Below are 25,108 nucleotides of genomic sequence, written 5' to 3'. Positions count from 1 at the left end.
GCGGCTCTTTCGCGCCGTGGCATAGTGGCCATCATGCACGTGCAGAAGGTGCGCTGCAATTGCTTTCAGGAATTCCCGCAGAATTCTGGACGGTGGCTTCCGCACGGCCGCCGTGAAGTACCCTTCTCCCGTTCCTGAAGTAGCCTCTCCCCCCGGACAAAGGAGGCTCCCGGTGGCCGCTGGCTATAACCCGACCGTTCGCCGACGTCGACTTGGCATCGAATTGCGACGTCTGCGAGAAAAAGCCGGAATGACCGGAGAAGAGGCGGCTGAGCGTATGTCCTGGTCCGGAAGCAAACTCTCCCGCATCGAGCGCGGGCAGGTGGCGAGCAACTCCGACGACGTACGCGACCTGCTGGAACTCTACGAGGTCACCGATCCGGGGATGCGCCAGACCCTCGTCATGCTGGCCAGGGAGTCCCGCCGCAGGGGGTGGTGGCACGTCTACGGCGACGTCATGCCCGAACGCTTCGAGGTCTACCTCGGCCTGGAGCCGGAGGCGAGCACGCTCCGCTTCTACCAGGCCCAGGTCGTCCCCGGCCTGCTCCAGACCGAGGCCTACGCCCGTGCGCTCCTCGAGGCGCACCCCTCCCCCGTGGATCCGAGCGAGATCGACCGCCGCGCCGAGCTCCGGATCCGCCGCCAGGGGATCCTTTCGCACGAGAACCCGCCGGACGTGTGGGTGGTCCTGGACGAGGCCGTGCTCCACCGCCCCGTCGGCGGCCCGGAGGTCATGGCCGAGCAGCTCCGCCACCTGGCCGAACAGGGGCAGAAGTCGCACATAACGCTGCAGGTCTTGCCTTTCGATCGAGGCGCGCATTCCGGACTCAACGGTGCATTCGACATCCTCGAGTTCACCGAATCGGACATATATGCACCAAAGCTGGTTCACCTGGAGAACCTGACCAGCAGCCTCTACATCGAGAAGGCGAAGGAGGTGCGGTTCTACACGGTGGCCTTCGAGCACCTGCGTACCGCCGCGCTGCACCCCGCGGAGACGCGGGGACTCTTGACCGAGCTGGAACGGCAACTGCGGTCGAGGAGGGAAGTCGATGAAGATGATTAGGGAAGGGGGCGCGGCATGGCCGCGTTTGAATCGGAAGGTGCTCTATGGCGCACGAGCTCCTACAGCGGGACGGGAGGGGGCAACTGCGTCGAGGTAGCGGACGGGGCCGAGGTCGTCGCCGTCCGCGACTCCAAGGCCCCCGAAGGCGTCATGTTGAGTTTCTCCCCCGCCGCGTGGCGGGCCTTCGTCGAGGCCACCACGCACGATGAGCTTTAGCCGCCGCATCGGCGGCCGACCCCACAGCGTCGTGCGACACGATCCGCCGACGCGGCGGCCACCGCAGGCCGCCATCCCCGGGTAGGACGGGCCCGCGTGGAGGAAGCCGCGGAACAACCGCCGACACGAACCAATCCGGAGCGGGAGAACCCCGCTCCGGATTGGTTACCCTGGATAACCGTCCGGCTACGCTCGGGCGACGCCGTCCTTGCGCGCCTGCTCGGCGACCGCAGCGGAGACGGCGGGGACGACCCGCCCGTCGAAGGAGCTGGGGATGATGTAGTCGGGCGCCAGGTCGTCACCCACGAGATCGGCCAGCGCGTCGGCCGCGGCGAGCTTCATGTTCTCGGTGATGTCGGTGGCCCGCGCGTCCAGCGCGCCGCGGAAGACGCCGGGGAACGCCAGAACGTTGTTGATCTGGTTGGGGAAGTCGCTGCGTCCGGTCGCCACGACCGCGGCGTACCTGTTGGCGACGTCGGGGTGGACCTCGGGGTTGGGGTTGGCCATCGCGCAGATGATGGCGTTGGGGGCCATCGTCGCCACGACCGACTCGGGCACCTCGCCGGCGGACAGGCCGATGAACACGTCGGCCCCTGCCAGCGCGGTCTCGATGGATCCCTGCAGGCCCGCCTTGTTGCTGATGGCCGCGATCTCGGCCTTGGCGGGGTTGAGCCCCTCCCTGTCCGCGTAGATGAGGCCCTTGCTGTCGGCCACGGCGATGTCGCCGACACCTCCGTTGATCAGCATCCGGGTGACCGCGAGGCCCGAGGCGCCGGCACCGGAGACGACGGCGCGCAGGTCGCCGAGCTCGCGGCCGGTGACGCGGGCGGCGTTGCGCAGCGCGGCGAGCGCCACGATCGCGGTGCCGTGCTGGTCGTCGTGGAAGACCGGGATGTCGAGCCGCTCGCGCAGCCTCTTCTCGATCTCGAAGCAGCGCGGCGCGGAGATGTCCTCCAGGTTGATCCCGCCGAAGGACGGCGACATCCGGACCACGGTCTCGACGATGTCGTCGACGCCGTCGCACGACAGCGCGATCGGGACGGAGTCGACGCCACCGAACTGCTTGAAGAGGAGCGACTTCCCCTCCATCACGGGCAGGGAGGCCTCGGGGCCGATGTCGCCCAGCCCCAGAACCGCCGATCCGTCGGTGACGACCGCGACGACCTGGCTCTTCCAGGTGTAGGTGTCGACGAGTCCGGGCGAATCGGCGATGGCGCTGCACACGCGCGCCACACCGGGCGTGTAGGCGAGGGCCAGGTCCTCGTGGTCGTTGACCTCCACCGACGATTGGACGTGCAGCTTTCCGCCCCTGTGCAGGGCGAACGCCGGGTCCTCGTCAAGGTTGGAGTGGGAATGCCGGGAATGCGTGGACAACTTCGAAAACCCCTCGGTGGTCATGCTCGTCCGCGTCGGCCATGACGGGGACGGCCTGTGATTGCCGGGACGGCGCGCGGGGACACTGGTTGCTAGGGAGTCCAGAGGCAAGGCCTCCTGTCCACCTCCGATCGGCCATGACCGGATGGCGGCGGTGAAGTCTCCGCAGGGCTCGTACAAGCTCACGCCGTCGGTGTTACGGGGGTGACCCGTTATCCAATCATCTCACAACGGTGACCGCAGGCACATACCGGTTCCGGCACGATGGAGCGCCCGCGTGCATCATGCTCATCGGCGTGACGCGCCAACAGCCGTGTGCCATGGTCGGCGGACCCGTTCCACCAGCCGATCCACACCCTGGAGAAGGAGACTGACGTGACGGACTTCTGGCGCCGCCCCACCGTGTCGGCAGCCCTGGGCCGCCGACCGCTCATCGGCGTTGTGTCGATCGCGTCCGTCCTGGCCCTGGCGGCCTGCGGCGGGGGCGAGGGCGGGGAGGCCGACGCGCCCCCGACCGTCGAGGCCGATCCCGAGCTCGCCGCGATGGTCCCGCAGGAGATCAGCGACGCCGGTTCGGTCCGCATCGGCGTGGACGCGAGCTACGCCCCCGCCGAGTTCCTCGACACCGACGGCCAGACCGTCATCGGCTTCGACGTGGAGCTGTTCGACGCGGTCGCCGGAAAGCTCGGCCTGGAGACCGAGTGGCAGCCCGCCCCGTTCGGCAACATCATCACCGGCGTCGACTCCGGCCGATACGACCTGGGCATCTCCTCGTTCACCATCAACGACGAGCGCCTGGAGCAGGCGAACATGGTGAGCTACTTCAACGTGGGCACCCAGTGGTTCACCCAGGCCGGGAGCACCGCGGGGGTCGACCCCGACAACGCCTGCGGCAGGCGCATCGCGGTGCAGGCCAACACCGTCCAGGTCCCCGACATCCAGGCGCGCAGCGAGCAGTGCGTCGAGGACGGCGAGGACGAGATCGTCATCGAGCAGTTCGAGGGCCAGGACCAGGCCACCGAGTCGATCGTGTCGGGCAAGAACGACGCGGGGCTCGCCGACCTGCCGGTGGCCGTCTACGCCGTCGAGCAGACCGGCGGCCAGCTCGAGACGCTGGGCGAGCAGTACGAGGCTGCGCCCTACGGCGCCGTCGTGAACAAGGACGACACCGAGCTGGCCGAGGCGGTCGCGGCCGGCTACCAGGCCATCATCGACGACGGCACTTACGGCGAGATCCTCGCCGAGTGGGGGCTGGAGCAGGGCGCCATCGAGCAGCCCGAGATCAACCCCGACGTCTCGGCGCCGGGCGAAGAGTAGGCCGGAGAGTATTCGACCGTGACCGCTTCCCCAGACTCCCCCCGGCAGCCGGATCCCCGGCCGCCGGGGCAGTCCCCGCCCGAACCGATCAGGGCCGTCCCGGTCCGCTACCCCGGCCGGTGGGTGGCCGCAGCCGTCATCCTGGTGCTGGCCGCGATGTTCGTGCACATGCTCGTGACGAACGACGCGTTCCAGTGGGGGTTCATGCTGGACAACATGTTCCTCCCGCCGGTGCTGATCGGCGTGCGCACCACGCTGATCCTCACCGTCCTGTCGATGCTGATCGGCATCGTCCTGGGCATCGCCGTCGCCGTGATGCGGCTGTCGACGAACCCGGTCCTGTCCTCCGTGGCCTGGCTCTACACCTGGTTCTTCCGGGCCGTTCCCCGCCTGGTGCTGGCCGTCCTCTTCGGCAACCTCGGCATCCTCTACGCCCAGATCGAATTCGGCCTGCCCTTCGACAACTACTGGATGCCGCTGCTCGGGCTCGACGGCGACGCCAGGATCTTCAGCGTGGACGCACGCACCTTCCTCAGCGGCTTCATGGCCGGCCTGCTCGCGCTGGCGCTGTCCGAGGGCGCCTACATGGCCGAGATCGTCCGGGCCGGCCTGCAGTCGGTCGACAAGGGCCAGACCGAGGCGGCCCAGGCGCTGGGGATGAACCGCTCGAAGGTGCTCCGGCGCATCACGCTGCCGCAGGCGCTGCGGGTGATCGTGCCGCCGACGGGCAACGAGACCGTGGCCATGCTCAAGGACACCGCGCTGGTGGCGTTCGTGCCCGTGACGAGTGAGCTGTTCTTCCAGCTCAGCGCGATCGGCGCGCGCACGTTCCAGTTGTTTCCGATGCTGGTCGCCGCCTGCCTGTGGTACCTCGCCATCACCAGTCTGTTCATGATCGGCCAGTACTTCCTCGAGCGGACGTTCACCAAGGGGGACCGGAAGACGCAGGCGGGCCTGAATGTGCTGCAGCCCAAGTGAGAGAAGGCGTGTCAAGTGACCGAGGCGAACGGCGCCGCTGAGAGCGGTCCCGTCGAGGACGACCGCATGGTGGTGGCCGAGAACATCCACAAGAGCTTCGGCCGGCTGGAGGTCCTGCGGGGCATCGACCTGGAGGTGCGCCGGGGCGAGGTCATGTGCGTGGTGGGCCCGTCGGGTTCGGGGAAGTCGACGTTCCTGCGCTGCGTGAACCACCTGGAGAAGATCAACGCCGGCCGGCTGTGGGTCAACGGCCACCTCATGGGCTACCGCCAGAAGGGCGCCAAGCTGTACGAGCTGCGCGAGTCGGAGGTGGCCGCGCAGCGCCGCGACATCGGCATGGTGTTCCAGCGCTTCAACCTGTTCCCGCACATGTCGGTGCTGGCCAACGTGATGGAGGCGCCGGTCCAGGTCAAGCGCGAGCCCAAGCCCGAGGCCCGGCAGCAGGCGCTGGAGCTGCTGGAGCGGGTCGGGCTGGCCGAGAAGGCCGGCGGCTACCCCGACCAGCTCTCCGGCGGCCAGCAGCAGCGCGTCGCGATCGCCAGGGCGCTGGCGATGCGGCCCTCGCTGATGCTCTTCGACGAGCCCACCAGCGCGCTCGACCCCGAACTCGTGGGCGAGGTGCTGGACGTGATGAAGGACCTCGCCCGCGACGGGATGACCATGCTCGTGGTGACCCACGAGATGGGCTTCGCCCGGGAGGTCGGCAACTCCCTGGTGTTCATGGACGAGGGCGTCGTCGTCGAGAGCGGGGAGCCCCGGGAGGTGCTGTCCAACCCGCAGCACGAGCGCACGCAGGCGTTTCTGTCCAAGGTGCTCTAGATGTGCTGCTGACGGGAATCGGAGGTGTGACCGCAGTCCTCCCGCTCGCCACCGCATGACCTGGGAAGGCCGCCGTCAGCGCGCCGGCGCCGGCGGTACGGAAGGTCGCGCGCCCCGGCGGTCCCGGCGGTCCCGGTTCTCGCCGGTTCCAGGTCCACCCGGCCGCGGCCGATAAGGTCGGGACCGACGAACCCCCACCCCGTTTGCGAGGAACCGTGATCCGCCCCGCCCGCCCCGAGGACGTCCCCACGATCCACCGGCTGGTCCGCGACCTCGCGGAGTACGAGAAGGAGCCGGAGTCGGCCGTGGCGACCGAGGCCGACTTCGCCGAGGCGCTGTTCGGCGAGCATCCGGCGGCCTTCGCGCACATCGCCGAGCACATCGGGGCCGACGGGGACACCACCGCCGCGGGCTTCGCCCTGTGGTTCCGCAACTTCTCCACCTGGACCGGCACGCACGGGATCTACCTGGAGGACCTCTACGTCCGGCCCGAACTGCGCGGCCACGGCTACGGCAAGGCGCTGCTGGCCGAGCTCGCCCGTCTCTGCGTCGAGCGGGGATACCGGCGCCTGGAGTGGTCGGTGTTGAACTGGAACACGCCCTCCATCGACTTCTACCGGTCGCTGGGCGCGGCGCCGATGGACGAGTGGACCGTGTTCCGCCTCACCGGTGACGATCTCACCAGGCTCGGGGGCCGCTGACGCGCCGATGCGCGGTCGGCACGGCCCGCACACCGGATCGTCTGAGGTCATCGGGGAGTGATCGGGGAACACGATGCCCCGGCGCGTGCACCGGGGGCGGGGGGAAACAAGATAGATTGCTTTCAAGCGGCAATCTCGCTTCCCGAAGGAGGGACGTGACCGAAGAAACCGCGGTGCCGACAGCGGGCGCTATGGGTGTACGGGACGTTGTGACCGTCCGGATGCCGGCGGAGAGCGCCTACCTGTCCGTCCTGCGCACGGCCACGGCAGGCCTGGCGGCCCGGCTCGACTTCACCCTCGACGAGATCGAGGACCTGCGCATCGGGGTCGACGAAGCCTGCGCGATGCTGCTCTCGCAGGCCCTGCCCGGCACCGATCTCACGACCGAGTTCGAACTCACCGGGGACGGGATGCGCATCGCCGTCTCGGTACTGACCGCCGACGGCCGGCTGCCCGCCCGTGACACCTTCGCGTGGACCGTGCTCTCGGCCCTGGCCGGCGAGGTCGACGCCAACGTCGGCCCCGACGACCGTGTGACCATCATGCTGCACAAGCGCCGCGACGTGGTGGAGTCGGCGTGAGTGAGAGGGGGCCCGCTCTGACGGCGAAAACGGAGCACGCAGTGCCGGACCGGGCCCGTGCGCGACAGTTGTTCGAGCGCCTGAGCGAGCTTCCCGCGGATTCGCCGGAGCGGCAGCGGATCCGCGACGAACTCGTGGAACTGCACCTGCCCCTCGTGGAGTACCTCGCGCGGCGCTTCCGCAACCGCGGCGAATGGCTCGACGACCTCACCCAGGTCGCGACCATCGGCCTGATCAAGTCGATCGACCGGTTCGACCTGGAGCGGGGCGTGGAGTTCTCCACCTACGCCACGCCGACGATCGTCGGTGAGATCAAGCGGCACTTCCGCGACAAGGGCTGGGCGGTGCGGGTGCCGCGCCGGCTGCAGGAGCTCAAGCTCTCGCTGACCAAGGCGGTGAGCGACCTCTCCCAGCGGGAGGGCCGCGCGCCGACCGTGCACGAGCTCGCCGAGCACCTCGGCATGACCGAGGAGGAGGTGCTGGAGGGCCTGGAGTCGGCGAACGCCTACTCCACGGTGTCCCTGGACGCACCGGACAGCGGTGACGAGGACGCGCCCGCGGTGGCGGACTCCCTCGGCATCGTCGACGACTCCCTGGAGGGCGTGGAGTACCGCGAGTCCCTCAAGCCCCTGCTGGAGCAGTTGCCGCCCAGGGAGAAGCGCATCCTGCTGCTGCGGTTCTTCGGCAACATGACCCAGTCGCAGATCGCCACGGAGCTCGGCATCTCCCAGATGCACGTCTCCCGCCTCCTGGCCCGCACGCTCGCCCAGCTGCGCCAGGCGCTGACCACCGACGACTGATCCGTCCGGACCTCCAGCGGTCCGCAGGCGGCCGGGTCCCGGAGTCCGCGGCGGACTCCGGGACCCGTCGTCTTCGGCGGGGAGGGCCGCGGCCCGCGCGGCCCGCCGGCCGCATCGACGGGTCAGTTCCCCTTGGAGCGCGGTGCGGATCCGGTCTCGTCGGGAAAGAGCGTCGCCGTCGTGGGCGGGGCCAGGGTCAGGGCCAGGGCGGCGAGCGCGATCGCGCCGAGCCCGATGCTGAGGGCGTACTGCTGGCTGGTCCACATGTAGTAGGCGACCACCAGCGCGAAGACCTGGGTGAGCACGACCGGCGTGCGCGCCCAGTCGTGCAGCGTGTACAGCCCCCAGGCCACGTAGCCGAGGGCCGCGGCCGCCCCCAGTCCGAGGATCGCCAGGGGCAGCGGGAAATCGGCGTCGGCGGTCCGGCCGAACAGGGCGCTGAAGAGGATGAACAGCCCTCCGGCCGCGAGTGCGAGGCCGAGCAGGGCCTCCAGCGCCGCGGCGAGGGTGATGGTCAACGGGCGTCGGGACACGTTCCACTGTATCCGGCCGGGTCGCGGCGGTGATCCGGCCCCGCGCCGATCGGCCGGCGGTCACTACAATGTGCGCGTGCGCGCGCTGTTCATCGTCAATCCCCAGGCCACGACCACGACCTCCCGCGCGAGGGACGTCATCGTGCGGGCCGTCGCCAGCGACATCGACCTCGACGTCGCGCACACCGAGTACCGCGACCACGCCAAGGAGCTGGCCCGGCAGGCGGCCGAGGAGGGCTACGAGCTGGTCGTCAGCCTCGGCGGCGACGGCACGGTCAACGAGGTCGTCAACGGCCTGCTCGGCGCGCCGGCCGACCTCCCCCGGCCCGCCTACGCCGCCCTGCCCGGAGGCAGCGCCAACGTCTTCATCCGCGCCCTCGGCCTGCCGGCCGATCCCATCGAGGCCACCGGGGCGGTGCTGGAGGGCCTGCGGACGGGGGCCTACCGCACCGTCGGCCTGGGGCAGATCGACGACCCGGAGGACGGCCGCTACTTCACCTTCTGCGCCGGGTTCGGCTGGGACGCCGACGTCGTGCAGGAGGTCGAGCGGCAGCGCCGGCACGGCCGCCGCGCCTCCCCCGGCCTGTACGCGGGGATCGCCCTGCGGATGTTCCTCAAGGGCAACGGCCTGCGCGATCCGTCGCTGACCGTGCAGGTCCCGGGCCGCGATCCGGTCACCGACCTGTACTTCGCGCTGGTCACCAACACCACGCCGTGGACCTACGCCGGCTCGGTCCCGGTGCAGCCCACGCCCCGCTCCCGGTTCCGGCTCGGGCTGGACGCCTTCGCGATGACCCGGCTGAACACGGTGACGACGGCCAATCTGCTCCGGCAGATGGTGTCGCAGCGGGGCGTGCCGCCGGAGGGGCGCGGGTACGTGAGCTGGCACGACCAGACGGCGTTCACCGTCCGCTCGCGGAGTCCGCGCGCGTTCCAGATCGACGGGGAGTACCTCGGACACCGGAAACGGGTCGATTTCCGTTCGATTCCGAAGGCATTACGAATAGTTGGGTAACGGTCGAGCGTAGCACCGAATGCGACCGGCTGTGACACACACGACACCCCGTCCGCCAGGATAGACCACCGGATCCCTTGCATGTGCCCGACAACCCTGCGACGCTCAAAGTATCGCCGCACGTTACGGGCGAATTAACGGACTATTCCGAGGTCAGTGGCCGCGACACAGCAGGATCCGCGCTCCGCGGGCCACTCGGGGAGTCCGGGACCGACCCCGTTACTCGGGCGCGTAAGCGACTCGGGGACCAACGATGACGTGGCCCCGAAACAGCGTCTTCATTAGTGAATTCGTTCACAAAGCGAACGCCCCAGATCGCCTCACTGTGAGGAGTGGACCCGCATGGACTGGCGCCACCACGCTGCCTGCCGTGACGAAGACCCCGAGCTCTTCTTCCCCATCGGGAACTTCGGACCGGCACTGATCCAGATCGAAGAAGCCAAAGAGGTATGCCGGCGCTGTCCGGTGGTGAGCTCCTGCCTGCAGTGGGCGCTGGAGAGCGGCCAGGACGGCGGCGTCTGGGGCGGGATGAGCGAGGACGAGCGCCGCGCGCTGAAGCGCCGCCGGAACCTGCGCCCGGCCACCCGGCTGCGGACCGCGGTCTAGCAGCGGATTCTTCGACGATCTTGAGCTTGGGCTGCAACCCCGGCCATGGGGTTTCGGGGCCCGCCCCAGGATGAGGGTGACGTGCGGGTGGGCGATCCTCTCGCGTGGCCGAAGGCCCATCAAGGGATTGCCCCGTCACCGCGGAGCTCCGGCCTGGAGCTGAGGTGAAAGACCCTCGATGCCCGGGGCCGGTTCAGGCGTAGGGCTGGATGTCGCGCTCCACCGGCAGGTCGATCGAGACCTTCGTCCCGTCCCCCTCCTGCGGCCTGATCTCCAGCCGTCCCCCGAGCTCCCCGACGATGAGGGTCCGCACGATCTGCAGCCCCAGGCTGGTGGTGCCCTCGATGTCGAAGTCGGCCGGCAGCCCGCCGCCGTCGTCGGTCACCTCGATCAGCAGCCGGCTGCCCGCGCCCTCGGCGCCGGGGAGCGGGCTCGGATCGGTCCGGTGCACGGCCACCTCGATGCTGCCCGGACCGTAGTGCAGGCCGTGCTCCACCGCGTTCTGCACCAGCTCGGCGAGCACCATCGACAGCGGGGTGGCCACCAGCGCGGACAGCAGTCCGAAGTGCCCGATCCGCCGCGGGACCACGGCGGCCCCGGTGGAGGAGACCTCCGCGGCCATCTCGATCACGCGGTCGGCGATGTCGTCGAAGTCGACGATCTCGTCGGGGGTGTGGGAGAGCATCTCGTGCACGATCGCGATGGAGCCGACGCGCCGGACCGCCTCGTCCAGCGCGGCGCGGCCCTCGGGGATCCGCAGCCTGCGCGCCTGCAGCCGCAGCAGCGCGGCCACCGTCTGCAGGTTGTTCTTCACGCGGTGGTGGATCTCACGGATCGTCGCGTCCTTGGTCATGAGCTCGCGCTCGCGGCGACGCAGTTCGGTGACGTCGCGCACCATGACCAGCGCACCGATGCGCACCCCGCCGACGACCAGCGGGATCGAGCGCAGCTGGATCGTGGAACCGAGCGCCTCGACCTCGGCCTCCTGCGGCACCCGGCCGCCCGCGGTCCAGGTCAGGGACTCGTCGCGGGCGTCGGCGTCGGTCGAGAGCTCCAGCGTCGTGCGGGCCAGCTCGGCGCCGACGAGGTCGGCGGTCAGGCCCAGCCTCCGGTACGCCGACAGCGCGTTGGGGCTGGCGTAGACGACCCTGCCCTCCTGGTCCAGGCGGAGCAGGCCGTCGCCGACCCGGGGCGAACGCACCATGAGCGGTCCCTGGTCGCTGAACGGGAACTCCCCCTCGGCGATCATCTGCGCGAGGTCGCTGGCGCTCTGCAGGTAGGTGAGCTCCAGCCGGCTGGGCGTGCGGGCGGAGCTGAGGTTGGTGCTGCGCTGGATCACCCCGATCAGGTGGCCGTCGCGGCGGACCGGGATCGTCTCCTCGCGCACCGGAACGCCCCCGGACCAGTCGGGATCGCCCTCGCGGCAGATCCGGCCCTCCGTCCAGGCCCGGTCGATCAGCGCGCGCCTGGCGGAGGTCTGGGCGCTCACGCCCTCGGGGCGGTCCTCGGAGTCGTCGGCGGAGTCCGCGGTGCCGCCGCGCAGGAACGTCTCGACGAGGTCGTCCTGGAACGCGGTCGGGCCCGTGGTGGGGCGCATCTGGGAGACCCCGACCCAGCCGCTGTCGTCGCGCAGGCGGACCCACAGGACCAGGTCGGCGAAGGAGAGATCGGCGAGCAGCTGCCAGTCGGAGACGAGTGAGTGCAGCCACTCCAGGTCGGCCGTCTTGAGCGCCGTATACCTTCTGATCAGATCGGTGAGGTGAGGCACTCACAAATCATCCCACGGGTAAGGGCATACTCGAGGAACGCGTGTTTGGACAAGTGGTCCATACCAGTTGTGGCCGATGTGGACACCAAGGTGGGAAGCGACCACCGGGTACTGCGAGGATGCGGCAAATGCTGAACGGGTGGGAAGCGGTGGAGGAAACCGACGTGACGGGTCAGCGAACGCTCGAGGACGGCCCCCGAGTTCCTAAGTACTACCAGGTCAAAAAGCAACTTTTGGAACTCATCGAGGCGATGCCGGCCGGTAACCCGGTACCTCCTGAGCGCGCGCTCGCCACCCAGTTCGGGACCTCGCGGACGACGGTGCGCCAGGCGCTGACCGAGATGGTCGTGGAGGGGCGGCTGCTGCGCATCCAGGGCAAGGGCACCTTCGTGGCCAAGCCCAAGGTGGCGCAGGTGCTGCAGTTGACCAGCTACACCCAGGAGATGCGCTCGCACGGGCTGCACCCCGCGACGCGGATCCTGGACGTGAGCTACGTCAACGCCGACGACAGCCTGGCCGAACTGCTGGCGATCCGCTCGGGCGGCCGGGTGCTGCGGATCGAGCGGCTGCGGCTGGCCAACGGCGAGCCGATGGCGGTGGAGACCGCGCACCTGGCCGCCCGCAGGTTCCCCGGTCTGCGCCGCCAGCTGGACCGCTACGCCTCGCTGTACGAGGCGCTGGCCAGCGCCTACGACGTGCGGCTGGCCGAAGCCGAGGCGACGATCGAGACGGTGCTCGCCACCCCCAATGAGGCGCGCCTGCTGGGGGTCGACGTCGGCCTGCCGCTGGTGCTGCACTGCCAGCACAGTTTCGACGCCGACGGCCACCCGGTGGAGTGGGTGCGCTCGCTCTACCGGGGGGACCGGTACAAATTCGTCACACGGCTGCGCCCGCCGAAGGAGTGACGGCGCCGGTGCGCGAGCCGTGCCCCGCACCTCGGCCTTGCCGGAGTGTGGGGCACCTCACCCCCTCACATTACCGACTGGTAAGTTATGGCGTGCCGAACCGCATCGGGCCGGGCGGCGGCCCGTGCCGCCCCGCGGTCGGCACGGTTGACAAGGAGTGTGACCAAAGACATGAGCACGTCCCCGTTCACGGGCCGCCTCTCCGGCCACGGCGGCTCGCACGCCGTGCGGATCGCCCGCCACCACGGCGCGGACACGATGTTCACATTGTCCGGCGGGCACGTGTTCCCGCTCTACGACGCCGCGGTCCGGCCCGAGCCGACGATGCGCCTGCTCGACGTCCGGCACGAGCAGACCGCCGTGTTCGGCGCCGAGGGCATCGGCAAGCTCACCCGGCGCGCCGGCTGGGCGGTGCTGACCGCCGGCCCCGGCGTCACCAACGGGGTCAGCGGCGTCGCCACCGCGCACTTCAACGGTTCGCCGCTGGTCGTCCTGGGCGGCCGCGCCCCGGACAACCGGTGGGGGCAGGGCCTGCTGCAGGAACTGGACCAGCCGCCGCTGCTCGCGCCGATCACCAAGCGCGCCTGGACGGTGCACGGGGCCGACCGGATCGGTCCGGCCGTCGACGAGGCGTTCGGCCTCGCCAACGCAGCGCACCGGGGACCGGTGTTCGTCGACGTCCCGATGGACCACCTCTACGGCGAGAGCGAGGTCGAACTGGCCGGTGACGCGCCGGCCGCCGACCGCTCCCCCGACACCGACGCGCTCGCCGGGATCGCCCGGCTGCTGAGCGAGGCCAAGCGCCCGGTGCTGCTGCTCGGCTCCGACGTGTGGATGGACGGCGCCGAGCAGGTGGCCCGGCAGGTCGCCGAGGAGCTGGGCGTCCCGGTCATCACCAACGGCCAGGGGCGGGGCGTGCTCCCGGCCGGGCACCCGCTGCTGGCGACCCGCGCCCGGGGCCTGGCGCTGGGCAGCGCCGACCTCGTGGTCGTCGTCGGCACGCCGCTGGACTTCCGCCTCAACCACGGCCTGTTCGGCGGCAGGGACGGCGCGCCGCCGGCGAAGGTCGTGCACGTCACCGACTCCCCCGGCCAGATCGCCACGCACCTCAACCTCGCCGGAGCGGTGTCGGGCGACCTGTCGGCGGTGCTGCGCGGCCTCGGTGACGCGGTCAAGCCCGACGCCGAGGTCGAGCAGTGGCGGGTCCAGCTCGCCGAGACCGCGGCCGCCGCGACCGGTTCCGACCGCGAGGCGCTCGCCAGCGACGCCGCCCCGATCCACCCGGCCAGGATCTACGGCGAGCTCAACCGCGTCCTGGACGACGACGCCGTGATCATCGGCGACGGGGGCGACTTCGTCTCCTACGCCGGCAAGTACATCGAGCCGAAGCTGCCCGGCAACTGGCTGGACCCCGGCCCGTTCGGCTGCCTGGGCACCGGCATGGGCTACTCCATCGCCGCCCGCCTCGCCCGGCCCTCCTCCCAGGTCGTGACGCTGCTGGGAGACGGAGCCGCGGGCTTCTCGCTGATGGACGTCGACACCCTCGTCCGGCACCGGCTGCCGGTGGTGATGGTGTGCGGCAACAACGGCATCTGGGGCCTGGAGAAGGCCCCGATGCAGATGATCTACGGCTACGACGTGATCACCGAGCTGACGCCGCAGACCCGCTACGACGAGGTCGTGCGGGCGCTGGGCGGCGGCGGCGAACTCGTGACCCGCCCGGAGGAGATCGGTCCGGCCCTGCGCCGCGCGTTCGACTCGGGCGTGCCCTACCTGGTCAACATCGCGACCGATCCGGACAACGTCTACCCCCGCAAGACGATGGGGGTCTGATCGGACTCCGACTGCCGCGTTCGCGGGGCGAAGCGGGATTCCCAGGGCTCGGAGCTGCTGTGCCGCCGGCGCTGCGCGCACTGCGACAGCCGGCCCCCTGTGCGAACCCGACCGTCGAACATCAGTCAGTGAGGCGGCGGGGCCGGGACGTCGGCCCCGCACCGGAACTCAGCCGGCGTTGGCCAGGAAGCGCCCACGGTCCACCACGACCCGCTCGACGGTCCCGCGCGCCACGGTCCTGCCCTCCTGGACCACGGTGACGTCGAAGACCAGGCGCCTGCCGTCGACCTCGCACAGCAGCGCGGTGGCGCCCACCCGGGCGCCCACCGGACTGGGGGCCAGGTGGACCAGTGACACGCTGGTGCCGACGCTCGTGCGGCCCGCCTCCAGCTCCTCGGCGAGGGCCGCGACGGTGGCCGCCTCCGCCAGGGCCAGCACCCTGGGCGTGCCCAGCACGGGGACGTCACCGCTGCCCAATGCCGCGGCGGTGTCGGCCTCCGACACCAGCAGTTCCGTCCGGCCCTGGAGTCCTTCGCTGATCGCCATGAGCGGCAATGTAGCGGAAGCGCTACTCGACGACGACGAGCAGGTCCCCCTCCTGGACGACGTCGCCCTCGGCGACGTTGAGGCTGATGACGGTGCCCGGGTCCTCGACCAGCACCGGGATCTCCATCTTCATGGACTCCAGGATGACCAGCGTGTCGCCTTCGGCGACCTGCTCGCCCTCCGCCACGGTGACCTTCCAGACGTTCGCGACCATCTCCGCGCGGATCTCAGCCATCTCGCGTCCCTTTTCGTACCGGTTGGGTCTTCCCTGACCTGCCGATCCTATGGGAGTACCGGTAAGTAGCCCTACCAGTGCGACGCGGGGCGGTTCAGCACCCGCGCCAGGGCCTCCACCACATCGGCGTCGTACTCCGACTCGGTGTCCATCCGCAGGCGCTGCAGGACGGCCTCGATGCGGTCCCGGTCCTTGGACTCCCCCACGAGGTCGTCGAACGCGTTGGCGACCTTGATGATGCGGCTGCCCAGGGGCGGCGGACCGTCGCCGCCGCCCGCGTGCGGCTCGCACTGCCGGCGCACCAGCTCGGCGACGCTGTCGAGGACACCGGTCTCGCGGATCACCGCCGATCCCAGCTCGGCGATGCGGCGCTGCTCGCTCGGCGGCGCGAGCACCGTGGCGCCGCTGGGGATCGGGTCGCGCAGCGAAAGCTGCCCGATGTCGTGCATCAGCGCCGCGTACTCCAGCTCCAGCAGGTCGGACTCGCGCATGCCCAGTTCGCACCCGACCGCGTGGGCCAGTCGGCCGACCCGGCGCGAGTGGCCGGTCTCGACGTAGCCGCCGACCTCGGTCACCCGCGAAAGGGCCCGCACCGTCTGCAGGTAGGTCAGCCGGATCTCGGCGAACCGGCGGAACGCCACCTGGGTCACCAGCAGCGGCGCGGTGAACACCAGCAGGGCCGCCAGACCCATGACGCTGGCCGCCAGGGCGATCAGGATGCCGGACGCACCGATGGCCATGCCGATCGGGATCTGGGCGCGCAGCTCGTCGCGGAACGCCACGCCGATCCTGGTGCGCAGCCGCTCGGCCCTGATGGCGGCCGCGATGCTCGAGTCGACCAGCCAGGCGGCCATGACCAGTGCCGCCATCACGCACAGCCCCAGCCACCAGTGCGGCGAAGGAGTGGTCAGCAGGTCGGTGAAGGGCCGGAACGCCAGGGCGATGATCTCGATGATGAGCAGCCGGCGGGCGAGGTCGCCCCAGCGGGGCGGGCGGCCGACGGCGATGTGCGGCAGCTCGCCCAGGGCGAGGCCGAGCGCGACGACCGCGATGACCTGCCAGGCCGAGTGGTGGGCCGCATCGGCGCCGGTGGTCAGCAGGAACGTGTAGCCGATCGCGCCGGCCGAGGCGATCGGCGCGGCCTCGCGTTGGCCGGGCAGAGCGATGCGGGCGAGCTCGCCAAGGGCGACCAGGACGCCGAAGGCCAGCGCGGCCTGCGCATCGGTGAAGCCGGTGACCAGCGTCCACAGCAGGGAGGCCGCGGCGCCGCCCGCGGCCACGGCGATCAGCAGCAGCCGCGTCGGATCGACGCGGTGCCGCGTCCGCCCGCCTTCTCTGCGCGTGGCCGGCGGCGTGCCGTGGATCGTCATCGTTCGCTCTCCCCGGCGACCCGCAGGGGCACGCTGGGGTCGTCGTGGTCCTGCTGGGCCACTTCGGCGATGTCGTCATCGGGGGGCTCGACGGCGTCGGGAGCCTGCCACCCGTCCCGGTTCACCGCGCTGATCAGCGCATCGACCATTTTCGGGTCGAACTGCGGACCGGCGTGGCGGCGCAGTTCGGCGATCGCCTCCTCCGTGGACCTGGCCTTGCGGTAGGAGCGCGTGGACGTCATGCAGTCGAAGGCGTCGGCGACGCAGATGATGCGTGCGAACTCCGGGATCTCCCGGCCCGCCAGTCCCATCGGGTAGCCGCGCCCGTCCATCCGCTCGTGGTGGTGCATGATACCGGCGAGCGCCTCATCGAGGAAGCCGATCTCGCGAACGATCTCGTACCCGCGCATCGGGTGGAGCTGGATGGCCGCGAACTCCTCCTCGGTGAGCCCGCCGGACTTCTGCAGCACCTTCGTCGGGACGCCGAGCTTGCCCACGTCGTGCAGCATCCCGGCGTAGCGGATGGTCTGCACCCGTTCGGCGTGCATGCCGAGTTCCTGGGCGATCATGCCCGAGGCCCTGGAGACCCGCATGCAGTGGCCGCGGGTGTAGTAGTCCTTGGTCTCCACGGCCTGGCAGAGCGTGGCGAGGGTGGCGTCGTGCGCGCGCTGTTCGGAGATGTACTGGTCGAAGGCCCAGCGGGCGATGAACAGCGGCAGCAGCACGAGCAGCACCGCGAACGGCCCGATGGCGCTCCAGATCGCGGCGATGCACAGGCCGAGCATGTTGTAGCCGATCGACGAGAGCTCCAGGGTCGCCAGCGGCCGCCAGCGGACCTTGCGCGGCCGCTGGATCCGCACGATGCCCAGGCACCACATCAGGACGGTGATGAGCGCGACGTTGACCAGGGTGTGGCAGAGGAGCGCGATGGCGAACGGCAGGACGATCCACGGGAAGTCGTGGACCTGCGGGACGCCCTGCCCGCCGCCCAGGAACTGGAAGACGTGGCCGGCGACGTAGTTGGTGAGGGCGAGTTGGGCCCCGTTGAACAGGCGCTTGACGAGGTTCTGCCGCCTGAGGGTGATGCACGAGGAGAACCCGACCACCGCGGCGCCGACCGGCCCCACCAGGACGACCGCGGCCAGCGAGACCGCCGCGCTGGGGGAGATGCCGGTATTGCCGTTGTCCACCAGTGTCGTCGTGATGGACTCGGCCACCACGAACAGGACCACGAGGAAGATGAGCGTGGCGGGGTCGATGTCGGCGTAGGGGCCGAGAGCCAGGACGGCGGCGGCACCGAGAACGATGAGACCGATGTACAACCGCGCGGCGATCGGAAGCGCACGCAATTTACCGTTACCTCCACTCCCGAATCCGCCGTCCGCCCCGCTTTTCAGAATCCCGCTCTACCACCACACCCAGTGGCTGGACGCCATGAACAAAGTGATGGCGACGAGTAGCAGGACCAGCTTTCCCAGCAGTGAACCCATAGCATTCCACCCCTCCCTGTGCCGTGACCTGCGACATACCCCCCGAGGCACAGCACGCGAAATGGCCGCATACAGCCGATATAGCGGCCAGTTTAGCGGTCTTGGACAGGTGGCTCATTGAGATAGCCCGAACCGTGAGCCAACCGTGAGAAACAAACACGGCAACACTTTCTCAGAGTCTGGAAATACGAATCCCATTCGTACTCACGCCAGTAACTCTCCGCAATCGAATTTGTTTTCGACTCCGCACGCGACGGCGTCGTTCACGGTACCGCCCACGACCCCACCTCACTCTTCCGACCGACTCTGATCACGGTACGTGACCAAGGGTCTCTCCCAGAAGATATATCGGGTCACCGTGCGACGGTACAGGCCCCGTCGATAATTGACCTCCACCCGTGGGCGTGTCGCATCCACCTCGCGCCGCGATGCGAGAGTACAGGTGACCGAAATCGGTGCGCGCTCCCCCGACGGCATCGGAGAAGCACGAACGACGGTGGCGGCGACCGGTCGTCCCGGTCGCCGCCACCGTCGTGAGATCTCTCCGCCGTGCCCGCGCCCTACTCCGCGTGGGCCTCCCGGATCTGCATGTCCGCCCTGGCTGCCTCCAACCGAGTCAGCACCTTGCCCCGCAGGTCCCCCGGAACGGGGTCGCAGCCGCAGTGCTTGGCGATCAGCTTCTTGACCACCTCTTCAAGGCCGTACTCCTCCAGGCACGGAGCGCACTCGTCGAGGTGCACGCGGATGTCCGCGCAGTTGGCCTCTTCGAGCTCGCCGTCGATGTAGGCGTAGACCTTCGCCAATACCTCGCTACAGGGCGTAGCGTGCGGTTTGCCGCAGCTCATCGCTGGTCCTTCCGACTTGCCCCACCATTTGCCGCACCCATGGCCATGGATTCACGAGCCTCCTGCGAGAGGAAGCCACGCTCGGTCGCGTACTCCTCCAGCATGGAACGGAGCTGGCGTCTGCCGCGGTGCAGTCGAGACATCACGGTGCCGATCGGCGTCTCCATGATCTCGGCCACTTCCTTGTAGGCGAAGCCCTCCACGTCGGCGAGGTACACCGCGATGCGGAAGTCTTCGGGCAGCTCCTGCAGCGCACGCTTGACATCGCTGTCGGGCAGGTGCTCCAGTGCCTCGGCCTCCGCGGACTTCAGCCCGCTGGAGGAGTGCGAGGCAGCCTGGGCCAACTGCCAGTCCTCGACGTCCTCGGTGCCCGCCTGCTTGGGCTCCCGCTGCTTCTTCCGATAGGAGTTGATGAAGGTGTTCGTAAGGATTCGGTAAAGCCACGCCTTGAGGTTCGTTCCCTCCTTGAACTGGTGGAACGAACCGAACGCCTTCGCGAACGTTTCCTGGACGAGGTCCTCGGCGTCGGCCGGGTTGCGGGTCATGCGCAACGCGGCCGAGTACAGCTGGTCCAGGAACGGCATGACGTCCCGTTCGAACCGAGCACCCCGCTCGTCGATTGTTTCCTGGCCCTGACTCAAGCCCGCCGGCCTCCTTGTGCTGGTCTCCCGTGGGGCAACCGTAGCCACACCATACGATGCGGAGGACTTGCGGCGCACACCGAAACCCGACGTGGCGCCCCTCGGGGGCCCGTCCAGCAAGCAGCCTGTTGAAGCCGGCATCGACCTGCCTTTGCTCTCGTCATTCGGCCGGCTCCCCCGGCGTCCCGTTCTCCCCGCGGGCCACCCGAGAGCCTTCGGTCATGAGGTGATGTCGGTGCCAACAACGGTCCCCGCCGGGTGATTCCTGGCATGATGGAACCGGCCCGCGGCATCTGCGCCCGGGGCCGCCGGCGCCGCGCGCAGGGCCGGTGCCGCAGCCCTTCCGCGGGTGCGGCGGACCCGCGCCGGTCCCGCCGCATCGGCCGTCGCTGCAATCGGCCGCACCGAAAGAGGTGCAGCATGGAAGAGTGCGGGTAGAAATCCCGGCAAAGGTGTGTGGGGAGAGGAGCGTGCGTGCGACCGTCCTCCAGTTCTGCGGCACGTCTGTCGGCGCCCCGGTCATCGGCCGACTCCGCGGCGGAGTTGCCGCCGCCCCGTTCGACGGCGGCCCACTTCGCCACCACCGATTCGCTCTCGGCCTACTGGCAGTTCTACTGGGCCGTCGCCGGAGCGCAGCTCGCCCGCTGGCTCCCCCGTGAGCCCGGGCGCATCCTCGACCTCTCCGGGCCCGACTTCCGCGGCGCGCCGCGCGCGGTCGCGGCCGGCCACGACGTCGTGACGCTGCTGCCCTCCGTCGACCTGGCGCCCCGGCGCACCCTGAACCTCGTCAACGGGCACGCGCCCGTGCCGGCGCCGCCGCGCCGCCCGCCGGGCCGACTGCGCTCGGTGGTCGGCGACTCCACCTTCCTGTCGAGCTTCGCCACCGGGGTGTTCGAGGGCGTGATCGCCGACAACCGGGTGCTCTCCCAGCACCTGGTCACCGAGGCGTCGCTGGCCGAGATCGCCAGGGTGCTGCGGCCGGGCGGGCGGACCCTGCTGTGCGTCGACTCCGTCGTGCTGGGCATGGCCCTGCTCGCCGAGCAGGACTGCTGGCCCGAGCTGAGCTACGCCTCGAACGCCGACGTGCTGCTCGTCCCCTGGCCCGACGGTGCCATCACCCGGTGCTTCACCGCCGAGCAGCTCGCCGAGCTGCTGACCGAGGCCGGCCTGGAACTGGAGTGGGTGAAGCCCCGGACGGTGCTGTCGGCCTCCACCGTGGAGATGGTGATGGGCAGCGACCAGCACGCCCTGGGCCGCCTGGTCGAGATGGAGCTCAAGGCGGCCGACTCCGATGACTACGTGGGCGTGCACCTGCTGGCCAGCGCGGTCAAGCCGGCCTGAGTCCCGGTCGGCCGACCGGGACTCAGCGGGCTTTGACCAGCGTTCTCGGGGCGAGGCGGGGCTTTTCGAGTCCGGCCCCGCCGTGCCGCCCGCCGACGCCGCGCGCACTGCGGCAGCCGCCCCCTTGTGCGAACCCGACCGTCGAACATCAGTCAGGCGCGCGGCGCCGGGCCGTCAGTCCTTTGCCAACGGCAGGTAGACCCGGCCGCCCCGGTCCGCGAACTCCTCCGACTTCTCCCGCATGCCCTGGTCGATGGCCTCGACCGTGGACAGGCCGTTCTCCTCGGCGAACCTGCGGACGTCCTGGGTGATCTTCATCGAGCAGAACTTCGGGCCGCACATCGAGCAGAAGTGCGCGGTCTTGGCCGGCTCCGCCGGCAGCGTCTCGTCGTGGTAGGCCTGCGCCGTCTCCGGGTCCAGGGCGAGGTGGAACTGGTCCTGCCAGCGGAAGCCGAAGCGCGCGTGCGACAGCGCGTCATCCCACTCCTGGGCCCTGGGATGGCCCTTGGCCAGGTCGGCCGAGTGCGCGGCGAGCTTGTAGGTGATCACGCCGGTCTTGACGTCGTCGCGGTTGGGCAGGCCCAGGTGCTCCTTCGGGGTGACGTAGCACAGCATCGCCGTGCCGTGCCAGGCGATCTGCGCCGCGCCGATGGCCGAGGTGATGTGGTCGTAGCCGGGCGCGATGTCGGTGGCCAGCGGCCCCAGGGTGTAGAACGGGGCCTCTCCGCACAGCTCCTCCTCCAGCCGCACGTTCTCGGCGATCTTGTGCAGGGGCACGTGCCCCGGCCCCTCGACCATCACCTGGACGTCGTACGAGCGTGCGACGTGGGTGAGCTCGCCCAGCGTGCGCAGCTCGGCGAACTGCGCCTCGTCGTTGGCGTCGGCGATGGCGCCCGGTCGCAGTCCGTCGCCCAGCGAGAAGGTGATGTCGTAGGCCCGCAGGATCTCGCAGAGCTCCTCGAAGTGGGTGTAGAGGAAGCTCTCCCGGTGGTGGGCCAGGCACCAGGCCGCCATGATCGAGCCGCCGCGCGAGACGATGCCGGTGACCCGCCGGGCGGTCAGCGGCACGTAGCGCAGCAGCACGCCCGCGTGCACCGTCATGTAGTCGACGCCCTGCTCGGCCTGCTCGATCACGGTGTCGCGGTAGACCTCCCAGGACAGCTCGGCCGGGTCGCCGTCGACCTTCTCCAGCGCCTGGTAGACGGGCACGGTGCCGATGGGCACCGGGGAGTTGCGCAGGATCCGTTCGCGGGTCTCGTGGATGCGCTTGCCGGTGGACAGGTCCATCACGGTGTCGGCGCCCCAGCGGGTGGCCCACACCAGCTTCTCCACCTCCTCGGCCACGGAGGAGGTGACCGCGGAGTTGCCGATGTTGGCGTTCACCTTGACCAGGAAGTTCTTGCCGATGATCATCGGCTCGGACTCCGGGTGCCGCCGGTTGGCCGGGATCACCGCGCGGCCGACGGCGACCTCGTCGCGGACGAACTCCGGGTCCACTCCCTCGCGGGCGGCGACGAAGCGCATCTCCGGGGTGATGACGCCGGCCTTCGCGCAGGCCGACTGGGTCGGACCGGCGGCCGGCGCGCCCCCGGTCCCCGGTTGCCGCCGGCCGTTCCGCTCCCGCTGCGCGATCCACTCCTCCCGCAGCCCGGGCAGGCCCGAGTGCGGGTCGACGGTCGCGGAGGGGTCGGTGTAGGGGCCGGAGGTGTCGTACAGGTCGATGTGGGTGCCGTCGGTGAGACCGACCCGCCGCTGCGGGACCCGCAGCACGTGTCCTGAGGCGGGGTCCCGTACCTCGGTGTGGACCTTGCTCGATCCCATGATGGGACCGGTGGTCACACCGGGTCGGGCACTGTGGTCGTCGAGCGCCGTCATGGCACGCCTCCCTACGTCGGAATTACCCGAACAGGTTCTGCGGTCGGCGGCGCCGGTCCCTCGGGGATCCAGCCGCCCTCTCAGCCCGCCATGGCGCGAGCTCCCGCGGTTTTCAGATGTGTGCACCGTCGTCACGGTGCGTCTGGCGTCCGCCACAAGGAGACTAGGTTCCGCATGGCGCGGCCCACCATAGCCGGGGCCGGTTCCGGACGATCGCCCCCGGTCGGGGTTGCGCTCCGCGGTCCCGGGGTAGCCGTCCGGGTCTCAAAACAGCGTCCCCGCCTCGGGCTCCGGGGCCTCGCCCTTGGGGTTCAGCAGCTCGGGGCCGTTGTTGCGGATGCTGTTGACGGCGGTGTCGACCTCGTAGACGTCGAACTCGGTGACGGGCGTGGCGTCCATGACGAACCGGAGGTCGGTGAGGTCGGCCGCCGGGTCGAGCCAGGTGCCCCAGTGCGACGGGGGCACGACGACCGGCATGCGCTCGTGGATGTGGCTCAACCGCGGGGCGGCCTCGGTGGTGATGACCGCGCAGCTCCACAGCCAGGCGTCCGGGTCCTCCTCGGGGCGCTCGGGGTCGCGCCAGCGTTCGAACAGGCCGGCCAGTGCCAGCGGGCGGTCATCGGCGTAGCGCACGGCGAACGGGCGTTTGCGGGCCCTGGACTTGCGGGCCTTGTGCCCGGGGTCGGTGGTCGGCGACGTCCCGGCCTCGGCGGTGCCGGGGGCCTGCTCGGGCAGGAGCTGCCACTCGTAGTAGGCGTCGGCCGGGAGCAGGCAGCGGCGGCGGGCGAAGGCGGCCCGGTAGGCCGGCTTCTCCGCGACCGTCTCGCTGCGCGCGTTGATCATCTTGTAGCCGACGTTGGGGTCCTTGGCCCAGGACGGCACGAGGCCCCAGCGCAGGGTGCTCAGGTGCTGCGGTCCGGCCGGCCCGTCCGCGCCGGCCCCGCCGGGCGGCGGGCCGAGCACCGCGTAGACGAACTTGCCGGGCGAGACGTTGTAGTCGGGTCCCAGCTCCTCCAGCGGCGGCCAGGACCGCTGACCGCCCCCGCCCCCCGCGGACTCGTCGAGCTCCGGGAAGTCGAACGCGAGCTGCAGCTCGTGCCGATTGCGTCCCTGCGCGTAGCGACCACACATGTCAATCAGCTTAAAGGGGGCCACTGACGCCTTTTCGAATCGTGGGGCGCCGGCATGGATTCTTCCGGCCCGGTGCGGGTAGGCGCGTTGAGCATGGGAGTGCTACGCAAACAGGCTCAACGCTTGCTCGCCGTCCCGTTCCTGGTGGACGGGGTGGAAAACCTGCGAGATCCGGCTCCGCGCGCCAAGGAGCTGGCGCCGACGGTGCACCGGCTCGCGCAACGCTATTCGTGGCTGCCCGACGACCCCGAGCTGGTGGTCCGCGTCCAGGGCGCCGCGGGGGTCGCCGGCGGCACGATGCTGGTGCTCGGCAAGGCCGGACGCCTCAGCTGCCTCGTCCTGGCGGCGCAGTCGGTGCCGACCCTCATGGCGGAGGTGCGCGCGTTCCGCAGCGGAGACCCCGAAGAGCGCACCAGGGTCCAATCGGTGGCGGTGCGCGACGTCAGCCTGCTCGGCGCGCTGCTGCTGGCCGCGACCGAGCCGAAGCGGCGCCCGCCGCGCCTGGTCTACGACGCCGAGCACGCGGTGCGCAGCGCCCGCAGGAGCTCGGCCAAGGCCCGCAGGCAGGCGGGGAAGAAGATGCACCGGCTCGCGTCCTAGGCGACGGGAACGGCCCCTCAGCCCGCCGCGTGGGCGGTCGGGCTGTGGTGGACGGGGAAGTTCACCGAGCGGGCGATGAAGCACACGGAGTTCGCCTTCTCGTGCAGCGCTTCGGCCGCCTCCAGCATGGCCGGCTCGGCGACGGTGACCACCGGGTGCAGGGTCACCTCGGTGAACTGCCCCGATCCGTCGGGGTTCGTCACCATCGTGGCGGTCGCCGCGTCCTCGTAGCCGACGACGTCGACCTTCGCGGCCACGGCGACCGCCAGGTAGGACAGCATGTGGCACTGGCTCAGCGCCGCCACGAGCAGCTCCTCGGGGTTCCAGCGCTCGGCGTCGCCCCGGAACGACGGGTCGGCCGACCCCTGGAGCACGGGTTTGCCCGCGACCTCGATGTCGTGGGAGCGCGCGTAGTCGCGGTAGCCGGTCGTGCCCGAACCGGTGTTGCCGGTCCAGCGCACGCGCACGTCGTAGTGGTGTTCCTTGGAGTTAGCGGCCACTTCTGCCTCCGATGTCGCGGGT

The 25,108-nt window shown here is 70.2% G+C and carries 26 protein-coding genes; 14 read left to right on the top strand and 12 right to left on the bottom strand.

Annotation, left to right across the window (positions count from 1 at the left end):
- The first annotated feature begins 112 nt into the window (after window positions 1-112).
- Both HDA32_RS04520 and HDA32_RS04515 read left to right on the top strand, forming a co-directional pair.
- Window positions 113-1,066 (top strand): helix-turn-helix domain-containing protein, encoded by a 954-nt coding sequence (locus tag HDA32_RS04520; protein WP_376766934.1) that lies wholly within the window; start codon window positions 113-115, stop codon window positions 1,064-1,066.
- 15 nt (window positions 1,067-1,081) lie between these two features.
- Complete coding sequence (locus HDA32_RS04515; RefSeq protein ID WP_179641990.1) at window positions 1,082-1,282, top strand: DUF397 domain-containing protein; 201 nt, start codon at window positions 1,082-1,084, stop codon at window positions 1,280-1,282.
- A 186-nt stretch (window positions 1,283-1,468) separates the two neighbouring features.
- Here HDA32_RS04515 and HDA32_RS04510 read toward each other — a convergent pair whose 3' ends face one another.
- Window positions 1,469-2,680 carry an NAD(P)-dependent malic enzyme gene (locus tag HDA32_RS04510; protein ID WP_179641988.1) on the bottom strand — a complete coding sequence of 404 codons (1,212 nt, stop codon included), beginning with the start codon at window positions 2,678-2,680 and terminating at the stop codon, window positions 1,469-1,471.
- Between the two features lie 351 nt (window positions 2,681-3,031).
- Here HDA32_RS04510 and HDA32_RS04505 point away from each other — a divergent pair, with 351 nt between their 5' ends.
- The 6 genes from HDA32_RS04505 to HDA32_RS04480 all read left to right on the top strand — a co-directional run bounded on the left by HDA32_RS04505 (window position 3,032) and on the right by HDA32_RS04480 (window position 7,852).
- A complete protein-coding gene (locus tag HDA32_RS04505; protein ID WP_376766933.1) occupies window positions 3,032-3,973 on the top strand; it encodes an ABC transporter substrate-binding protein in 942 nt (313 codons plus the stop codon).
- An 18-nt stretch (window positions 3,974-3,991) separates the two neighbouring features.
- A complete protein-coding gene (locus HDA32_RS04500) occupies window positions 3,992-4,951 on the top strand; it encodes an amino acid ABC transporter permease (protein WP_179641986.1) in 960 nt (319 codons plus the stop codon).
- A 66-nt stretch (window positions 4,952-5,017) separates the two neighbouring features.
- Entirely contained in the window at window positions 5,018-5,770 is a 753-nt protein-coding gene (locus HDA32_RS04495) for an amino acid ABC transporter ATP-binding protein (protein ID WP_179646464.1), read from the top strand.
- A 215-nt stretch (window positions 5,771-5,985) separates the two neighbouring features.
- A complete protein-coding gene (locus tag HDA32_RS04490) occupies window positions 5,986-6,471 on the top strand; it encodes a GNAT family N-acetyltransferase (RefSeq protein ID WP_179641984.1) in 486 nt (161 codons plus the stop codon).
- Between the two features lie 155 nt (window positions 6,472-6,626).
- Window positions 6,627-7,052 (top strand): ATP-binding protein, encoded by a 426-nt coding sequence (locus HDA32_RS04485; protein WP_179641982.1) that lies wholly within the window; start codon window positions 6,627-6,629, stop codon window positions 7,050-7,052.
- Window positions 7,053-7,093: 41 nt separating this feature from the next.
- The gene (locus tag HDA32_RS04480) at window positions 7,094-7,852 is read left to right on the top strand and encodes an RNA polymerase sigma factor SigF (RefSeq protein WP_179641979.1); all 759 of its coding nucleotides are present in this window, start codon (window positions 7,094-7,096) and stop codon (window positions 7,850-7,852) included.
- Between the two features lie 122 nt (window positions 7,853-7,974).
- Here HDA32_RS04480 and HDA32_RS04475 read toward each other — a convergent pair whose 3' ends face one another.
- Window positions 7,975-8,385: a hypothetical protein gene (locus tag HDA32_RS04475; protein WP_179641977.1), complete on the bottom strand. Its 411-nt coding sequence runs from the start codon at window positions 8,383-8,385 to the stop codon at window positions 7,975-7,977.
- A 76-nt stretch (window positions 8,386-8,461) separates the two neighbouring features.
- Here HDA32_RS04475 and HDA32_RS04470 point away from each other — a divergent pair, with 76 nt between their 5' ends.
- Complete coding sequence (locus tag HDA32_RS04470; protein ID WP_179641975.1) at window positions 8,462-9,400, top strand: diacylglycerol/lipid kinase family protein; 939 nt, start codon at window positions 8,462-8,464, stop codon at window positions 9,398-9,400.
- 342 nt (window positions 9,401-9,742) lie between these two features.
- A complete protein-coding gene (locus HDA32_RS04465; RefSeq protein WP_179641973.1) occupies window positions 9,743-10,006 on the top strand; it encodes a WhiB family transcriptional regulator in 264 nt (87 codons plus the stop codon).
- A gap of 193 nt (window positions 10,007-10,199) precedes the next feature.
- Here the strand turns inward: HDA32_RS04465 and HDA32_RS04460 are convergent, their stop codons facing one another.
- Window positions 10,200-11,774 (bottom strand): GAF domain-containing sensor histidine kinase, encoded by a 1,575-nt coding sequence (locus HDA32_RS04460; RefSeq protein WP_179641971.1) that lies wholly within the window; start codon window positions 11,772-11,774, stop codon window positions 10,200-10,202.
- Window positions 11,775-11,938: 164 nt separating this feature from the next.
- Between HDA32_RS04460 and HDA32_RS04455 the strand changes: the two genes are divergently transcribed.
- Window positions 11,939-12,679, top strand: a complete 741-nt coding sequence (locus HDA32_RS04455) for a GntR family transcriptional regulator (protein WP_179641969.1) — start codon at window positions 11,939-11,941, stop codon at window positions 12,677-12,679.
- 171 nt (window positions 12,680-12,850) lie between these two features.
- A complete protein-coding gene (locus HDA32_RS04450) occupies window positions 12,851-14,512 on the top strand; it encodes an acetolactate synthase (RefSeq protein WP_179641967.1) in 1,662 nt (553 codons plus the stop codon).
- Between the two features lie 168 nt (window positions 14,513-14,680).
- On the opposite strand, the gene HDA32_RS04445 is transcribed toward HDA32_RS04450, so the two are convergent.
- From HDA32_RS04445 to HDA32_RS04420, 6 genes are all read right to left on the bottom strand, one after another.
- A complete protein-coding gene (locus tag HDA32_RS04445; RefSeq protein WP_179641965.1) occupies window positions 14,681-15,058 on the bottom strand; it encodes a thioesterase family protein in 378 nt (125 codons plus the stop codon).
- Between the two features lie 22 nt (window positions 15,059-15,080).
- Window positions 15,081-15,293: a biotin/lipoyl-binding carrier protein gene (locus tag HDA32_RS04440; protein ID WP_179641963.1), complete on the bottom strand. Its 213-nt coding sequence runs from the start codon at window positions 15,291-15,293 to the stop codon at window positions 15,081-15,083.
- Window positions 15,294-15,364: 71 nt separating this feature from the next.
- Window positions 15,365-16,663, bottom strand: coding sequence for an HD-GYP domain-containing protein (locus tag HDA32_RS04435; RefSeq protein ID WP_179641961.1), 1,299 nt, complete (start codon window positions 16,661-16,663; stop codon window positions 15,365-15,367).
- Window positions 16,660-18,012, bottom strand: coding sequence for an HD-GYP domain-containing protein (locus tag HDA32_RS04430; RefSeq protein ID WP_246334231.1), 1,353 nt, complete (start codon window positions 18,010-18,012; stop codon window positions 16,660-16,662). Before HDA32_RS04430 ends, HDA32_RS04435 begins: the two co-directional genes overlap by 4 nt.
- Before the next feature lie 701 nt (window positions 18,013-18,713).
- Window positions 18,714-18,998, bottom strand: a complete 285-nt coding sequence (gene rsrA, locus HDA32_RS04425) for a mycothiol system anti-sigma-R factor (RefSeq protein ID WP_179641959.1) — start codon at window positions 18,996-18,998, stop codon at window positions 18,714-18,716.
- Window positions 18,995-19,639 (bottom strand): sigma-70 family RNA polymerase sigma factor, encoded by a 645-nt coding sequence (locus tag HDA32_RS04420; protein WP_179641957.1) that lies wholly within the window; start codon window positions 19,637-19,639, stop codon window positions 18,995-18,997. The genes rsrA and HDA32_RS04420 overlap by 4 nt, the downstream gene beginning before the upstream one ends.
- A 504-nt stretch (window positions 19,640-20,143) precedes the next feature.
- On the opposite strand from HDA32_RS04420, the gene HDA32_RS04415 reads away from it, so the two are divergent.
- A complete protein-coding gene (locus HDA32_RS04415) occupies window positions 20,144-20,980 on the top strand; it encodes a methyltransferase domain-containing protein (RefSeq protein WP_179646462.1) in 837 nt (278 codons plus the stop codon).
- Window positions 20,981-21,154: 174 nt separating this feature from the next.
- Here HDA32_RS04415 and thiC read toward each other — a convergent pair whose 3' ends face one another.
- Both thiC and HDA32_RS04405 read right to left on the bottom strand, forming a co-directional pair.
- Entirely contained in the window at window positions 21,155-22,855 is a 1,701-nt protein-coding gene (gene thiC, locus HDA32_RS04410; RefSeq protein ID WP_179641955.1) for a phosphomethylpyrimidine synthase ThiC, read from the bottom strand.
- 264 nt (window positions 22,856-23,119) lie between these two features.
- Entirely contained in the window at window positions 23,120-23,986 is an 867-nt protein-coding gene (locus HDA32_RS04405) for an SOS response-associated peptidase (RefSeq protein ID WP_179641953.1), read from the bottom strand.
- Between the two features lie 123 nt (window positions 23,987-24,109).
- On the opposite strand from HDA32_RS04405, the gene HDA32_RS04400 reads away from it, so the two are divergent.
- The gene (locus HDA32_RS04400; protein ID WP_179641951.1) at window positions 24,110-24,586 is read left to right on the top strand and encodes a DoxX family membrane protein; all 477 of its coding nucleotides are present in this window, start codon (window positions 24,110-24,112) and stop codon (window positions 24,584-24,586) included.
- 17 nt (window positions 24,587-24,603) lie between these two features.
- Here the strand turns inward: HDA32_RS04400 and HDA32_RS31700 are convergent, their stop codons facing one another.
- Window positions 24,604-25,086: an OsmC family protein gene (locus HDA32_RS31700; RefSeq protein WP_312863039.1), complete on the bottom strand. Its 483-nt coding sequence runs from the start codon at window positions 25,084-25,086 to the stop codon at window positions 24,604-24,606.
- Window positions 25,087-25,108: the final 22 nt, after the last annotated feature.

The sequence above is a fragment of the Spinactinospora alkalitolerans genome, assembly GCF_013408795.1.
Taxonomy (GTDB): Bacteria; Actinomycetota; Actinomycetes; order Streptosporangiales; family Streptosporangiaceae; genus Spinactinospora; species Spinactinospora alkalitolerans.
Note: the sequence above shows the minus strand (reverse complement) of the source record. Positions and strands in the feature narration are given on the sequence as shown.